Raw genomic sequence first — 15,981 nt, 5'->3', positions numbered from 1 at the left:
ATCCGGATGAGCCAAAAAACGGTGAAAATCGGCATCTACGCGCTGCTGGCGCTTCTATCGGTCGCTTTTATTTTTCCGCTCCTCTGGGCGTTTCTCACAGCGGTACGGTCGGCGGCGGAAGCCGGCGCTTACCCTCCGAAGTTTCTTCCGAACGAATGGCGATTCGATAATTTCGCGGAGGCTTGGCAAGCGCAGCCGTTCAGCCGCTATTTAGGCAACTCCGTTATTGTAACGACGTTATCGGTCTGCGGAATGACTCTCTCCAGCGCGATCGTCGCTTACGGATTCTCGCGGTACAACTTCAAGGGAAGGGAATTTTTCTTTCTCCTGCTTCTGTCGACGATGATGGTGCCCTGGGACGTGCTCGTAATACCTCTCTACATGCAGTTCAATTGGTTCGGCTGGCTGGATACTTTGCTTCCTTTGATCGTTCCCGCTTTTTTCGGCGGCGCCTTCTACATCTTCCTGATGCGTCAATTTCTGCGCGGCATTCCCCATGACTTCGAAGAATCGGCTTACCTGGACGGAGCGAACGATTGGCAGATCTTCGCGAGGATTTTCCTCCCGTTGATGAAGCCCCAGCTCGCCTTGGCGGCCATTATGTATATGATCGTCGTTTGGAACGATTATCTCGGTCCGCTGGTGTACATCTCGAATTCGGACAAATTCACGCTTCCGATCGGACTGTCCTTGTTCAAGGGCGCCTATACGACGGACTTTACTTCGATTATGGCGATTACCGTCCTGATGACCTTGCCGACGATCGTCGCCTTCTTCTTCGGGCAAAAGCAGATTCTTAACGTAAACGTCTCTTCAGGCGTGAAAGGATAGGGGAGAGCAGAATGAGAACCATCGAGTTAAACGGTCAATGGACGATCGGATTCGGCGATACGAAGCGGCGTCCGATTCAAGTGCCGGGCGTTGTCGAGAGCGTGGCGGAGGACCGCGGTTATCCCGGGCCGTACGAATACCGGAGGAGCTTCGAACTGGATGACGTTGAGGAAGGAGCCTCCTACGTGCTGCGCTTCGACGGCGTAAGTTACGCTTGCGCAGTCATCTGCAACGGCGTAGAGGCGGTTTCCCACGAAGGGATCTGGGACGGATTCGCGGCAGATGTGACGGGACTGGTCCGGCAAGGATTAAACGAGTTAACGGTTAAGGTGATTAAACCCGATTTCGACAAGGAAAGCCCGTACTTCTTCCGCTCCGTCCTGTTCGGCTTCATCCCGGACGTTATGCTTCCTTTCGGGGGCATCTGGAAGGACGTTTTTCTGGAGGTCAAAGGAAGGGCGTATTTCGAGGAAATCCGGTGCCGGTTCGATACTGAGCATGGCCGGATTGTCACGGAAAGCCGTCTGGCCGGCAGCGGTGTCCGGAGCGGGCTCGTTCTCTCCGTGTCCGTCAGGGATCCTGACGGAAACATTGCCGTAACGAGACACCCCCATGAAGAGCTGGTAGCGGTCGACGTGGACAACGTTAGCGTCTGGTCCCCGTCGTCGCCGTCCCTGTACGAAGTCGAAGTCCGGTTGATGGATGGGGAAAATGTCGCGGACGTCTACCGAATTAAAGCCGGCTTCCGAAGGATCGAGGTCCGGGACGGAGAAATTGCGATAAACGGAGAGCCGTTTTACATGAGAGGGGTAATCCATTGGGGCTGTTATCCCGAGAAGTTCGCTCCGAACCCGACCTACGACGAAGTCAAAGACGAACTGATCAAGCTGAAAGCTGCCGGCTTTAACGCCGTCAAGCATTGTTTATATTTTCCGCCGTCCTATTATTACGAGCTGTGCGACGAGATGGGCATCGTCACTTGGCAGGAGCTGCCGCTATGGCTTCCATACGCCAACGAGAGGATGCTGCCGAGAATTTACGAGCAGTATCCGAAAATGCTAAAGCTGTTCATGCACTACCCTTCGGTGTCGCTGGTCAGTTTGGGCTGTGAGCTGGACGCCACGATCGAAGGCGACACGCTGAACGCTCTGTACGCCATGGTCAAAGCCGAGGATCGTGCCATGATCATCTGCGACAACAGCGGCTCAGGGGAATGCTTCGAAGGCGTAAGCAATTCCAGCTCGGACATCTATGATTATCATTTCTATGCCGAGCTCTACCATCTGGACGGGTTGATCAACGAGTTTACGAGAAGCTACAGAGACATCAAGCCTTGGCTGTTCGGAGAGTACAATGACGCCGATACGTACCGGCTGACTCGCGAGACCAGGGAGGCTTTCGCGAACGCATGGTGGGTCGATTCAGACGAACGTGTCAATCCGTTGCGGCAGGTCCACAAGGGCTTCGGCTCCGATCAGCCGATCTACCATCAGGAGGCCATCCTGGATCGATACGGCATCGCCGAAGAGGCGAACCAATTGCGGGACCTGAGCTATCGACAGATGCATAGTATTCGCAAGCATATTCTGGAGCTGACCCGGAGCTACGACGAAATCAAAGGCTACAATATTACGACGATCAAAGACGTGCCGATCACGACCTCGGGCATCTTCGACGACAAGATGAATCCAAAGATCGACCCCGAGAGCCTGCGCAAAGTGAACGGCGACATCGTTCTCTCGTTCAACAAGGATCTGACTAGGATATGGGACAACGGGGCGGATCGTTTTCTTAACAAGGACATGTACAACTACTTTTCCGAAGATACGGTCGCGGGGCGAATCACGTTATCCAACCGAGGCGCGGATCCGCTCGAGGGCGAATACGAGGTAACGCTTCGCGAGGGGGATCGCGTGTTGTTCCGTCACCGGGACGTTTTCTCCGCCCCCAAGCACCGGGTCAGACAGATCGCCCAATTAGCGATCAAGCTGCCGACAGTTAACGAAGTCGCTCGGTGCGAGCTCTCCGTTAAGCTGGTTTATGCCGATGGGGAGTATTCGAACGAGTGGGACCTCTGGTTGTATCCGCGAGAGCTGACCGCCAAGCGGGTCCATCTGTTCGATCCTGCCGGGTGCTTCGCCGGAATCGACAGCCTGTTCCGGATCGAGAGATTGGCTGCGGCTGAACAAGCCGTCCAGCTCGGCGAAGGGGACATTCTGCTGACGACGGCTTTCGACGAGAAGATCGAGAGCTTGGCCGTGGAACGGGGAATCGGAGTCCTCTTCGTTCAGAAAGGCGAAGGCTTCTTCCCGTTGACTTACAATCCTTTCTACCGGGAAAGCGTCAAGAAGGTGTTCGACCACCCGGCAACGGCGGATTTGAAGCATCTCGGCTATGCAGGCATGCAATTTTACGGAGTCGGGACGGACAGATACTTCGACAAGCTGGAAGCGGAGAAGAGAATCGGTTCCTCCTATACCCCAATCGTGCGGAGATACGACGCGAGGAAATTCGCCGCCGGCGACTATTTGCTGGAGTATCGCAAAGGTAAGGGACGTTTTCTGGCCACAACGCTGAATCTGGATGGAGGCCAGGGAAGCCAACCGCATAGCTTCAAGCACAATGTATTCGCGATACGACTTCTACATGAGATAGTCAGTTACCTGGAAGTAGAGGCGCAAGGGGGAGCATGACCATGGAACGGCTGCTGACCAACAATAAATATTCGGCGGAAGACAACAAGCATTATGAGGGGGCTTATACCCAGGGAAACGGTTATTTGAACCTCCGGGCGGCGTTCGAGGAAGATTTGTCCGGAGCGACGCAGAACGATCTGTATTGGAGGCTGCCCGCGAACGTAACTTTGGAGAAAGCGCGACACCCGAAGAGCAAGTGGGGGCTGTACGTCCCGGGTGTATACGGAGTCCATCCGATTCTAGGAGAGGAAATCGTGAACTTGCCGTATGGAATCGGCATCAACCTCTATAGCGGCGACGAACGCCTGGATATGGAGGAGTCGGATTACGGAGATTTCTCGCGGAGTCTGAATCTCTCGAACGGCCTGCTTACGAGAGCGTTGGTCTGGCGGAGTCCGGAAGGCGATATTGCCGTGACGTTCCGTCGATATTGCAGTCTTCAGCACAAGCATACGATCGTGCAGGAAGTCGAGCTTTGCTCGGCGTCAAACGCGGAGCTCGAGTTCGAGAGCTTCATGGACGCGGGCGTCACGACGAATGGTTACTCGCACTTTACGGATCGGTGCGGAGCCTATCGTGACGGCTTGGAGCTATACGCAAGTACGGATTCGGGGCAACGGATCGGCATGGCGAGCCGTTGCTTCGGGCGCGCGCTGGGCGAGGCACGCTTCGAGCCGATGGACGTAAACGGCAGAATCCGCGAGACGTTTCGCGTCGGCTTGAAGGCCGGAGAGACGGTGGCGATTCGCAAGTACGTGTGGGTCGCTACAAGCGCGGACGAAGACTATCGCGGGGGAATTGAAGAACATTTGGCTGCGGTCGTCAGGGCTTCGGCGCCGGATAAGGCGGATTTTTCCGTACACGAAAAACTGTGGAAGGACAAATGGAACCGTTCGGATATTGTCATCCAAGGGAACGAGCAGCTTCAGAATAGCTTGAGATTTAGCATCTACCACCTGCTCCGGTCGGCAAACGAGAGCGACAAGGTTGCCATCGACGCCAAGGGATACGCCGGAGAAGCGTACTTCGGCCATTATTTCTGGGATACGGAAATCTACCTGCTTCCTTTCTACATCTACACGCAGCCCGAATATGCCAAGAAACTGATCGCGTACCGGTATCGCACGCTGCAAGGGGCCCGGGAAAACGCAAGGCGCTACGGCTATGCGGGAGCAAGGTATCCTTGGGAATCTTGCGTTACCGGAACGGAGCAATGCTCGAATTGGCAATATGCCGATCTGGAAATCCATGTGACCGCGGATGTCGTCTACGGGTTGGCTCACTACTGCGAGGCGACGGGAGATCGGGAGTTCCTGCTTGGTCCTGGCTTGGAGATGATGGTCGAAACGGCGCGTTACTGGGTAAGCCGGATCGATCGAATCGACGGCGAGTACCGACTGATGGGGGTCATGGGCCCGGACGAATATTTGCCGTATACGCACGATAATGCTTTTACGAATTATATGGTCAAATTCTCTCTAAGGAAGACGTTGGAAACTCTTGAGCTTGCGAAAACGGCGGGGGAGCCGGACTGCACAGCACCGCTCGGCGTGACCGCCGAAGAGAGGACGATGTTCGCGGAGATCGCGAATCAACTGGCGTTTGGCGAAGATGCGGAGCGTAAATTCGTCGCGCAATGCGCCGGGTTCGAGGATTTCCTTGATGTGGATTTCGACGTCGTATGGACCGACCGCTCCAAGCCTTTCGGTCAGTTTATATCCCAAGAGCGGAACTACCGAAGCAAAGCTCTTAAACAAGCCGACGTCGTCGCGCTGCTCTACCTGTTCCGCGACAGATTCGATGAGGAAACCAAAAGGAACTGTTTGGCCTATTATGAGCCGATCACGACGCACGATTCGTCGTTGTCGTATATTTTCCACTCGCTGCTGTACAACGAAATCGACGATAGGGATAAGGCTTACGCCTTTCTGGAGAAAAGTCTGGAGCTCGATCTAGGCCGCAAGGGGGCGGCGGAGGGCATCCACATCGCCAATAGCGGAGGGATCTGGCAGGCTGTCGTCCTGGGGATGGGCGGATTCAGGGGGCTGGCCGATTCCGATCTGCTCGACGTCAAGCCTAGATTGCCCGATTCGATCCGGGCCCTCGAATACAACGTCTGCGTTCGGGGGAAATGGCATCGCGTTGCGGCAACCCATGAGGGAGTGCAAGTCAAGGAGCTTATTGAAGAGAGGGGGAGGAAGGTTTGATTAATCCGGGGCTGGGCAATTTGTATCGTTTAACGTCGGCTAAATCCCGTTCGATCACAGCCGAAAACCCCACTGGAGAGCCCGGGAAGGGCGGCATGGCTCTCGTCGATCCGAACGACGCGGCCCATCCGGCCAGGGAGCTCGGGCAAGGGTGGAAGGTCAGGCCATCCATCGACATCGAACCCGGGGAGCAAGTGGTGATCGCGGAGATAGATGGACCGGGCATCGTCAACCATATGTGGATGACGACGTTTCCGGAGGCGTGGCGGCACTTGATTCTGCGAATGTATTGGGATGGGGAAAAGGAACCCTCCGTCGAAGCGCCGATTGGGGATTTCTACTGCAACGGGTGGGGAGAGCGGGCCAACGTAAGCTCGATGCCGATCTCAGTCAATCCTGCCGGGGGATTCAACTGCTACTTTCAGATGCCTTTCCGGAAATCGGCTAAAATCGTCATCGAGAACATCGGCTTCGATAAGCGGATGTTTTTCTACCAGATCGATTATGTATTGACCGAGGTGGACGAGAGCGCTGCTTACTTTCATGCTTCGTTCCGCCGGGAAAATCCCGTTAGCTACATGGCGCCTTACACGATCGTGGACGGCATCGAGGGCAAGGGGCAATACGTCGGCACCTACGCGGCATGGCAGGTCAACAGCAACGATTGGTGGGGCGAAGGGGAAGTCAAATTTTACATGGACGGGGATCGGGAATTTCCGACGATCTGCGGAACCGGAACCGAGGATTATTTCGGCGGGGCCTGGAATTTCGAACAATCGAAGGGGCAGTACGGAGAGTTCAGCAACCTCTATCACGGCCTCCATCAGGTGCTGAAGCCGGATGGGTTGTATCGAGCCAACCAACGATTCGGCATGTACCGGTTCCATGTGCCGGATCCGATTTATTTTGAATCAGAGTTGAAGGTGACGATGCAGGCGCTCGGATGGAGAAGCGGAAAACGATTCTTACCGCTGCAGGACGATATTGCCACGGTCGCCTATTGGTATCAGACGGAGCCTCATCGGCCCTTCAAGCCTCTGCCCGACCGCAACGGATTGGAAGTCATCTAGAAGGGAAGAGAGAGGGATGAGCATACAAGCCTGTCTGTTTGATCTGGACGGCGTGATCTGCGACACCGCCAAGTACCATTTTCAAGCTTGGAAACGGTTGGCGGACGAGTTGGGTTTCGTTTTAACGTTAGAGGACAACGAAAGGCTCAAAGGCGTCAGCCGCCGAGAGTCGCTCGATATCGTGCTCGAGGTCGGACGTGTCGTCGCAGACGAGAAGGCGAAGGGCCGGATGGCCGAACGCAAGAACGAATGGTACGTCGAGTCGATTTCCCGACTCGGAGAAGAGGAGCTATTGGAAGGAGTTAAGCCGTTTCTGGAATCGCTGCGGAAGGCCGGCATTCGCGTCGCGCTGGGTTCGGCGAGCAAAAATGCGGATTTGATTCTGGATAGGCTCCGGATCAAGGGTTATTTCGAAGCAATCATCGACGGGACGAAAATCGCCAAAGCGAAGCCCGATCCCGAGGTTTTCCTGGAAGGGGCCAAGGCGGTGGGGGTGGAGCCTTCCCGTTGCATTGTGTTCGAGGATGCCGTCGCAGGAATCGAAGCGGCCAAGAACGCCCGCATGAAGTGCGTGGGCGTCGGCAGGGCCGACTTGCTCCGCGCGGCTGATCTGGTTATTCCAAGCTTCGTCGGCGTCGATCTCTCCTTGCTGGACAAGCTCGCATAAGGAGGCATCGAGTTGCTGCGCTATAACCTGGTTACCTTTCTTTATTTCGGCGTGGCGAGCATATTGTCGACGTTTTACTTCCCCTTCTTGTCCCAGGACGTGGGCTTGAGTTTGGGAGAAGTCAGCAAGGCGATCGCTTTCGGAGCGTTATTCTCGCTCGTCTCGCAGCCCTACCTTAGTCATCTGTTCGCGAAATCACGAAACAAGAAAAGGTTCATGATCGTCTACTTCGGCTTGCTGGCGATTGTGAACGTCGCGATGCTGTTCGTCGACGAACAGCGGATATATCTGTTCGCGATCCTGTACGGATGTCTGGCTCTGCCTTTGATCGGAACGTATGAAATTTATATTGAAAAAATTTCTTCGGCAAGAGGCTATATGTATTCGAAAATCCGGAAATGGGGATCGATCGGCCTCGGAAGCGTCACGCTCGTCGGGGGCAGCTTGATCGCATTGGCCGGCTTCGAATTGCTTCATGCGATCAGTCTGGTTTTTCTGGCGGCATGCGCGTGGATCGTCTACCGGAAATTCGAAACCGTCGAAGATTCCGCAGAACGGCCGAAGATGAATTATAGGAAAGCTCTCGCCGACAAACGCGTGCTCGTTCTTTTCGCGATGAGCTTCCTGGGTCTTGGCAGTTATATCGGCGTGGATTTTGCGTTCTCTTCCTATTTGACCGAATTAACAGGCAGCGTGACAACTTCCAATCAAATTTTCAGCGTGAGCACGGGGGTCAAAGTTTTCTTGGAATTCGTAACCTTCACGCTGCTGGGGCTGTATTTTAATCGCGTAGACGTAAAAAAGGCGTTCGTGTGCGTATTCGTTTTTTCCGGATTGCGTTTTTTGTTCCTGTCGACGGGGGAACTGCCGTTGGTGGTGCTCGGGGACCAGTTTCACGGACTGGCTTTTCCGTTGTTCCTCGTTACGGTGTTCCGATACCTGCGAAGCCTCGTTCCGGACGAACTCGTTCCCAGCTGCTACGGCATCGTCTCGATGCTCGTCTTCGGCGTCTCGAACCTTGCGTACCCGCCGCTATTTGCCGCCATTCAAAACTATGGGGGATACGGGGCGATGTACACGACGAACTTCGCTTTAAGCGTCGCGGTCATTGCGATCGGCATTTTCGGGCTTCCTCCTGGAAAGCGGAGCCGGTTCGTCGAATCCTCGGGAGAGACTGCATCCGGATAAGCGACTGCGACAGCAGAGCGTGGGATCGCCTATTCACAAAGGATTCGAAACCCGCCTTTCTTCCGAACCGTATTATTGAGATAATGGGTTCAGAATGTTCTCGCGAAAGTGCGGTGAAGGGAGTCCGACGTGGATAAATCCAAAAGCAGATCATTGCTGATGGGAATCGGCGTATTCTTATTGGCGAAATTCAAGTGGGTGCTTGCCCTGCTCAAGTGGACCAAATTCGGCGGCACGCTGGTCACGATGATGGTGAGCCTGGGGGCGTATGCAGCTCTGTACGGCTGGAAATTCGGGGTTGCGATTGTCTATCTCATTTTTGTTCATGAGATGGGACATGTCGTGGCGGCTAAACGCAAGGGGATCGAGGTGTCGCCCGCGTTTTTTATCCCGTTTATGGGGGCGTTTATCTCGATGAAGCAGATGCCCAGAGACGCGGCTACGGAAGCTTATTTGGCTTACGGAGGGCCGCTGGCCGGGCTGATCTCCTTTTTGCCTGCCGTCGCGTTGTACGAGTGGACGGGAGAGCCGTTCTGGGCGCTGGTCGTTTTTCTGGGGGCGATGATTAATCTGTTTAACTTGATTCCGGTCTCTCCGTTGGACGGGGGCCGCATCGTGTCCGTATTATCGACGAAGATTTGGCTGATCGGCCTGATCTTGCTTGGAGTTTACGCTTTTATCTCGCATAGCCCGATCGTGGTATTTATCTTTATTATCGGGGCGTTCAGCTGGTGGAATCGAGCAAGGGAAAGCTATAGGGGAGGACTCCTTGCTTACGAGAAGCGGAAACTAACCGAGCTCCGCAGAGAGCTGCTGCGTTGGCCGAATCTGACGAGCACTTGGGACTTGAAGCAATCGCTCATCGCGCAGATTGAGACGGCCAGGCGCTCGGAGGAGGAGAATGGCGGTAGAAGGCTGATCCCGTTCCTGCAGGACGAAGAGAAGCTGGCGCGGGAGCAGGTTCGCATGGATCGCCAATTTGCCGAGCGGATGCTTGCTTTGCTTCAGGAGTGGGAGTACGAGCCGGTACAGTACGAAGACGGCGACCCCGACAAACCGATTCCGTCCCACCTGCTTACGGACGAAGTACGCAAAACGGAAGAGGTGATTGCCGGTGTCGATGAGGAGCTTCAGCGGTACCGTACGTACTACGAGGCGCCGGCTTCCGTAAAGTGGAAGGTGCTGGCCGCCTATCTCCTGCTGGCCGGGGTGTTGTCCGTGTTTATGCTGTACGGGCATCGGATCATGGAACTGCATAGATAGAAGGATAAGAGGGACGCTTGCCGAACGATCGGCGGCGTCTTTTTTTGACATATAAGAATTTATATCGTTTCAAGGGGTAAAGGGGAGTTCACTTCTCTGACATTATCGAGTAAGGTTGGAATATGGAGCCGAATGTACTGAAACGAATCTTCTTCGATGAAAATCAGCACTGGGATCGCTTTGTTGAGAAGCACGGAAAGAAGATCCGTCCAAACGTGCTGAAGGAAGTCTCGAAATTTCGCGGATGTGGTGACCCGAAGAATGGTTTTAAGTTGCTGGTTTGCGAAGGATGCCACGATATAAAGCGAGTCCCTTATCGGTGTAAAGGACGATTCTGTACGACATGTTCTTGCGGGGAAACCGAGGAATGGAGTCGGCTACTTGAGCATGACGTATTTCAGGTCAATCATCGTCATGTGATCATGACGATGGATGAAGGGTTAAGAGACGTATTTCTGAAGCACCGTGATTTGCTCAAAGGATTTATGGACGAAGCGGTGCGAATCATAAAGGAATATTTCGAGAAGAAGCATAAGAGTACACCGGGCATCATCGCCGGACTCCATACGTTTGGTTCACGAATGAATTTTAATCCGCACATACATATGCTTGTGACGATGGGCGGTATGAAGCAAGACGGGGAGTGGAAGAGTTACGACTTCATACCGTTTGAGATGTTGCGGAAGCAGTGGCAGACGGTGGTGCTCAAGCTCATCCGGAAAAACTTAAGTGCAGAGGAAAAGAAGCTTGTACAAGCTAGACTACAGCAGGCCTACTCGAAGAACGGGGAAGGCTTCTATGTGTATGCACCGAAACAGAAGGGGAATGTGAAAGTGCAACTAGGGTACATAGGGAGATACATTCGTAGACCGGCGATAGCCCTAAGTCGGATCGTGGATTATGATGGAGAAACGGTGGAATTCCGATACGTGGATAAGACGGATGGGAAAGAGAAAACGGAGCGGATCACGGTGGAAGAATTCATATCCCGCTTGATTCGACATATCCCGGATGAGCACTTTAAGACAATCCGATACTATGGAGTCTATTCCAGGCGGTTAAAAGGGTTATGCAAGAAAATGGTGAGCCAGTGGCAGAAGACGGCCCGGAAATGGATTGTAAGAGCGAAGCGGTTAATACGACGTAAGACGTGGCGAGAGCGGATCGTCCAGAAGACAGGGAGTGATCCGATGACCTGCCCGAAGTGTGGATGTTATTATGAGTACAAGGGAGAAGCCTGTCTTAAGGATGGGCAACTTGTGGTGAAGGTTGCGTTGAGTGCGAATAGTAAAGCCGTGTTGGAAAGGATGATTCGGGATGTCGCCGGTGTCGAAGTCACGCAAGAAGCAGGGAAAGAAAAAGAAAGCAGGGAGCGCGCCGCTTAGTAAGTACTTACAGGACAAGCTAGCGGTAAAATACATCTGTTTGACGTGTAAAAACGAAGAACAGATCCCCTATGAAGTGGTGAGAAACTTTGATGCCATGGATGGAGGAGATCCGCTGGACCCACCACAATTCACGTGTGAAGAATGTGGAGGAAACATGTATCCGGAATACTACAAAGGGATCCACGGGCACGAGTACCGAATTGAAGATGTATGTAACTCATAAGTGCAATATCGGTGTATGAACGACAAGGACCGTCAGGGTGAACTTCCCTGACGGTTTTTCTTACGATTCAGCCGAAGGCGCTTTTGCTTAAGAGGGGAGCTTTTTCGATTGTTGTCAGGCGGGGCGAGCGAGGACGGAATTAGAGCGGAAAACCCGGCTTATTTCCTCCAAATAGGAGAAAACCATCGATTTAGAGCGGGAAACCCGTGCTATTTTTGAAAATATAGGTGATTTTCAAAATTAAGGTTGGAAATCCGCCTTATTCGACCCGCGAAAGGGGGAGGCAGCACTTTTAAGGAGGCTTTTCCGCCTTAGATTAACAAGCTATCTACACCCTGAGGGATTGGGATGAGCTGACCCACAGTTTGAACAGATCCACAGCTTGAGCAGAACGCTCGGTCTTCACGCTCATCCTTGTCTGTATCGTCTAAGCAATTTGCTTCAGCGTCCAAGGAGGCCTAAGGCAATGTGCTTGTCCGAAGATAGCCAGGATTATTAATTAGCGGAGTTAACTTTCGTCAATCGAATTGCTTATTTTCTCTTCGTACAATGGGAGGAGGTATGTACAGGCTACAGAAAGGGAGAGGAAGAATGAAGGGGAAAATGTCGCGATTCGCTCAAATAGGTATGAGTTTGTTGCTGGTGCTGGCGATGATTCCGTTACTGCCCAGTAAAGCCGCGAAGGCAGCGGAACCTTATGTCGTTGCTCCGCAGATTGCTCAGGGCTATTATCACGGTCTTACGCTGCTCACTGACGGAACGGTGTACGCATGGGGACAGAACACGAAAGGACAGCTGGGAAACGGGGAAACCGCGGGAAGGATGGCGCCGGTCAAAGTCAAAAATCTCGATAGAGTGAAAATGGTCGCCGCGGGTATTCGAAGCAGCTATGCGATCAAGGCCGACGGGACTTTGTGGGCTTGGGGGCAAAACGGGGACGGTCAATTGGGGGACGGGACGACAATCGACAGGTTGCTGCCCGTGCAGATCACGGGCGTAACCGGCAATATTATCGCGTTGTCAACCGGAGTCAGTTACCATACGCTTGCCCTTACGGACGACGGGAAGGTGTGGGCTTGGGGGAACAACGACAGCGGAGAGCTCGGAGACGGGACGACGACCGATCGCACTTCTCCCGTTCAGGTGCCGGGGTTGGACGACGTTGTCGCGATCGCTGCGGGCGGCTGGCACAGCTTGGCGCTGAAGTCCGACGGGACGGTCTGGACATGGGGAAACAATGAATACGGAGAGCTCGGAGACGGTACGAAAACGAATCGCGCCGTTCCAGCGCCTATCGGAATAGCCGAGGTGATGTCGATCTCCGCCGGAAACTCGCATAGCTTGGCTGTTAAACGGGACGGGACGGTGTGGAGCTGGGGCGATAACCGTTGGGCGATGCTGGGAGACGGCACTTCGACGGGCCGTTCGCTTCCCGTTAGGGCCGGTTCGATCAACGATGCTTTGACCGTAGTTGGGGGAGCGCATTTCAGCTACGCGTTGACGGATTCGGGAACGGTGTGGGCATGGGGATTGAATAATAGAGGCCAAATCGGGGACGGTACGACCAATACGCGATACGCCCCCGTGCCGATATTGGGTTTGACGGACGTTCAAGTCGTCAGCGGAGGCGGGTTTTCGGGTTTCGCGATGCAAAAGGACGGAACCGTATGGGGATGGGGGCTGAATTCAAGCGGGGAGCTCGGGGACGGTACGACCGCGGATCGGCTAATTCCCGTAATTAACAAGGCTATCGTGGATGTGACTCCGCCGACGCTAGCCAATCGCGAAATAACGGCAAGCGACCTCACCCATTCCGATGCGACGCTGTCTTGGACGAAAGCCGCGGACAACCTAACCCCATCCCCGCAGCTGGAGTACCGGGTTTACAGAATAGGGGGAAATACCGCGGATACGGTCGCCGCCGTCGAAAACGGAACGCCGATGGGACCCTACGAGGCGGATATTTCGACCAAGCAGATTACCGGTATGTCCGGAGGAAAAACCTATCACTACGCGGTGGTGGTCAAAGATAAAGCCGGCCAGAAGAGCATTTATGCCCAAAAGGCCGTCAAAACGCTGCCCGTGCCGACCTATATCGTGATATACGAAGGCAACGGCAATACCGGGGGAGAGCCCCCTCTCGATCCTTATGAATACTGGGTTGACGAGTATGCCGAAGTATTGGGCAATCTGGGCGGTCTGGAAAAGACGGATTCTACGTTCGGAGGCTGGAATACGCTTCCGAACGGCAATGGAATCGCCTATGCTCCAGGGGATACGCTTGTGATGCCGGCGGCCGATGTGACGCTGTACGCGCGCTGGATCGCCGGACCCGATACGACGGCTCCGAAAGTAGCCGCGTATGAACCGGCTCCGAATGCCGTCGGTGTATCCGTAAGCGGGCCGCTGACGATCAGCTTTAACGAGCTTGTCACGGCCGTTGCGGGCAAGACTATCACATTAACTAAAATGGACGGAAGCTGGCTGGAGACTTACGAAGTGACAGATGCCTCCAAAGTGACGGTAGCAGGCGCCAGAGTGACGATCCGACCTTCCGTTGAACTTGATCGTTCCGCGGAGTATTCCGTCAGCATCGAACCAGGCGCATTCGAGGATGCCTCGGGCAACGCCTACGCAGGCATCCTCGATAACGCCACATGGACATTTACGACCGAGGGAGAACCGACGGAACCTCTGAGCAGCGACGCTACGCTGGCTTCGCTGACTTTGACCGGCTCGGGAGGAACCGTCGTTCCAATCAGTCCTGCGTTCACCAGGGCCAATAAATTTTATTCGGCCAGCGTGGCGAATGCCGTGTCGTCGGTGACGGTGACGGCAGCGACGTATGATTCGCACGCTAGCGTGACCGCAAGCGTATACGGCAGCAACGGTCTTCCGGCATTCGGGCCGGTCGCGCTGACAAGCGGCGTTCCCGGTCCGCAGCTCCCGCTGCAAACGGGGTTGAACCGAATCGGACTGAACGTGACGGCGGAAGACGGAACCGAGCTTGGCTATGACCTCGTCGTGTTCCGCGAGAGTCCTTCATCAGGAGGCTCCGGCGGAAACGGCGGCGGAAGCGGGGCTGGCGGCGGAGCGGGAGGCGATGTGCCGACGCCGTCGACGTCCGGAGTCAAGACCACGTTGAGCGGTCAAACGCTGTCGGGAGTAGCTACGGAACGGGAAACTCCGAACGGCTTAGCAGTTTCTATCCGCACGGAAGCTTTCCTGGAGCGATTGGCTGCAGGGACAGACAAGCCTTCGATTATCGTTGAGGCGGACGGGACGAATGCAAACCTGCTGGTCGAGCTGACCGGCAGCATCGTGCAAGCGATGGAGAACCGTTCCGCTACGCTAGAGGTTCGCACATCGATCGGTAGCTATCGCATTCCTGCAGCCGCCCTGGATATCGCGACGCTCTCTAAGCGGGTCGGAGGACAAAACGCGTTAAACGAGGTCATTGTGCGTATTTCGATTGCAAAGGCGGACGGGACAAAATACGGTCATCCGAATGTCGTCGGCCATCCGATCGAGTTCTCCGTTATCGCCGAATACGCGGGAGCGCATGCCGAGATCGAAGAGTTTGCCGGCTATGTAGAACGGGTGCTTCCGATTCCGGCGGGAACGGATAGCGTAACGACCGCGGTCGTACTCGAGCCGGACGGCACGATCCGACATGTCCCAACCCGAATTGAGACGATTGGGGGGCAGCGGGCAGCGATTGCAGGCAGTTTGACGAACAGCGTTTACGCGCTTGTCTCGCATTCGTCAGCGTTCCGAGACGCTGCGAATCATTGGGCAAAAAGCGAAATCAACGACTTGGCATCGCGTTTGATTGTACGGGGCAACGATAACGGAGAGTTTCTGCCTGGAGCTTCGGTCACAAGAGCGGAATTCGCGGCGATTTTGACGAGGGCGCTCGGACTGCCCGAGCACGGAGCGGGGTCCACCGGTTATTCGGACGTTGCAGCGAACGCATGGTACGCGGGGGCTGCGGCGCAGGCACGGAAATACGGAATCGTCGAGGGGGACGGACAGGGCAAATTCCGGCCTTCAGCGGCGATCACGCGGGAGGAGGCGGCCGTTATGCTGGCCCGGGCGATGAAGCTGACAGGACTGAACGACGGAGGCGCAGCCTCGGACTCGTTCGTGTCAGAGAAGCTGGCCGAATTCCGGGATGCGGGAGACGTTAGCCCGTGGGCCCGACAGGCGCTGGCACTCGGAGTACACGAGCGTCTGCTGCAAGGAAACCAGGCGGCTCTGCTGCCCAAGAATGCCATCACTCGTGCGGAAACGGCGGTTATCGTCAGCCGATTGCTGCAGTGTTCCGGCCTTATCGACTGACAATATCTGCTATATAACAAAGGAAGCCGCCTCATTTGGGTCTTGAGACCCGGGGGCGGCTTCCGTTCTTTTTGCCTAAAGATGAGCCCTCATTCAGCCGATGATAC

At 54.9% G+C, this 15,981-nt stretch carries 9 protein-coding genes; all 9 read left to right on the top strand.

Features of this window, described 5'->3' with window-relative positions; genetic code table 11:
- Window positions 1-6: 6 nt before the first annotated feature.
- The 9 genes from J4772_RS30795 to J4772_RS30755 all read left to right on the top strand — a co-directional run bounded on the left by J4772_RS30795 (window position 7) and on the right by J4772_RS30755 (window position 15,874).
- A complete protein-coding gene (locus J4772_RS30795) occupies window positions 7-831 on the top strand; it encodes a carbohydrate ABC transporter permease (RefSeq protein WP_209072823.1) in 825 nt (274 codons plus the stop codon).
- A gap of 11 nt (window positions 832-842) precedes the next feature.
- A complete protein-coding gene (locus J4772_RS30790; protein WP_209072822.1) occupies window positions 843-3,524 on the top strand; it encodes a glycoside hydrolase family 2 protein in 2,682 nt (893 codons plus the stop codon).
- 2 nt (window positions 3,525-3,526) lie between these two features.
- Window positions 3,527-5,734: a glycoside hydrolase family 65 protein gene (locus J4772_RS30785; protein WP_209072821.1), complete on the top strand. Its 2,208-nt coding sequence runs from the start codon at window positions 3,527-3,529 to the stop codon at window positions 5,732-5,734.
- On the top strand, window positions 5,731-6,804 hold the full coding sequence (locus J4772_RS30780; protein WP_247740899.1) for a glycoside hydrolase family 172 protein: 1,074 nt from the start codon (window positions 5,731-5,733) through the stop codon (window positions 6,802-6,804). Before J4772_RS30785 ends, J4772_RS30780 begins: the two co-directional genes overlap by 4 nt.
- 16 nt (window positions 6,805-6,820) lie before the next feature.
- The gene (pgmB, locus tag J4772_RS30775; RefSeq protein ID WP_209072820.1) at window positions 6,821-7,471 is read left to right on the top strand and encodes a beta-phosphoglucomutase; all 651 of its coding nucleotides are present in this window, start codon (window positions 6,821-6,823) and stop codon (window positions 7,469-7,471) included.
- Window positions 7,472-7,483: 12 nt separating this feature from the next.
- The gene (locus tag J4772_RS30770; RefSeq protein ID WP_209072819.1) at window positions 7,484-8,659 is read left to right on the top strand and encodes an MFS transporter; all 1,176 of its coding nucleotides are present in this window, start codon (window positions 7,484-7,486) and stop codon (window positions 8,657-8,659) included.
- 129 nt (window positions 8,660-8,788) lie between these two features.
- The gene (locus J4772_RS30765) at window positions 8,789-9,922 is read left to right on the top strand and encodes a site-2 protease family protein (RefSeq protein ID WP_247740898.1); all 1,134 of its coding nucleotides are present in this window, start codon (window positions 8,789-8,791) and stop codon (window positions 9,920-9,922) included.
- A 122-nt stretch (window positions 9,923-10,044) separates the two neighbouring features.
- Complete coding sequence (locus tag J4772_RS30760) at window positions 10,045-11,307, top strand: IS91 family transposase (RefSeq protein ID WP_247740877.1); 1,263 nt, start codon at window positions 10,045-10,047, stop codon at window positions 11,305-11,307.
- An 817-nt stretch (window positions 11,308-12,124) separates the two neighbouring features.
- On the top strand, window positions 12,125-15,874 hold the full coding sequence (locus J4772_RS30755; RefSeq protein ID WP_209072818.1) for an RCC1 domain-containing protein: 3,750 nt from the start codon (window positions 12,125-12,127) through the stop codon (window positions 15,872-15,874).
- Window positions 15,875-15,981 lie beyond the last annotated feature (107 nt).

It is taken from the genome of Cohnella sp. LGH, from assembly GCF_017671885.1.
GTDB classification, from domain to species: Bacteria; Bacillota; Bacilli; order Paenibacillales; family Paenibacillaceae; genus Cohnella; species Cohnella phaseoli.
The sequence above is the reverse complement of the archived record's forward strand: the minus strand, read 5'-3'. Positions and strand labels throughout refer to the sequence as shown.

What these genes read in the sequence shown, in the direction of transcription:
- J4772_RS30795 (WP_209072823.1), top strand. Translation starts at nt 7, where the DNA reads ATGAGCCAAAAAACGGTGAAAATCGGCATCTACGCGCTGCTGGCGCTT.
- J4772_RS30790 (WP_209072822.1), top strand. Translation starts at nt 843, where the DNA reads ATGAGAACCATCGAGTTAAACGGTCAATGGACGATCGGATTCGGCGAT.
- J4772_RS30785 (WP_209072821.1), top strand. Translation starts at nt 3,527, where the DNA reads ATGGAACGGCTGCTGACCAACAATAAATATTCGGCGGAAGACAACAAG.
- pgmB (WP_209072820.1), top strand. Translation starts at nt 6,821, where the DNA reads ATGAGCATACAAGCCTGTCTGTTTGATCTGGACGGCGTGATCTGCGAC.
- J4772_RS30760 (WP_247740877.1), top strand. Translation starts at nt 10,045, where the DNA reads ATGGAGCCGAATGTACTGAAACGAATCTTCTTCGATGAAAATCAGCAC.
- J4772_RS30755 (WP_209072818.1), top strand. Translation starts at nt 12,125, where the DNA reads ATGAAGGGGAAAATGTCGCGATTCGCTCAAATAGGTATGAGTTTGTTG.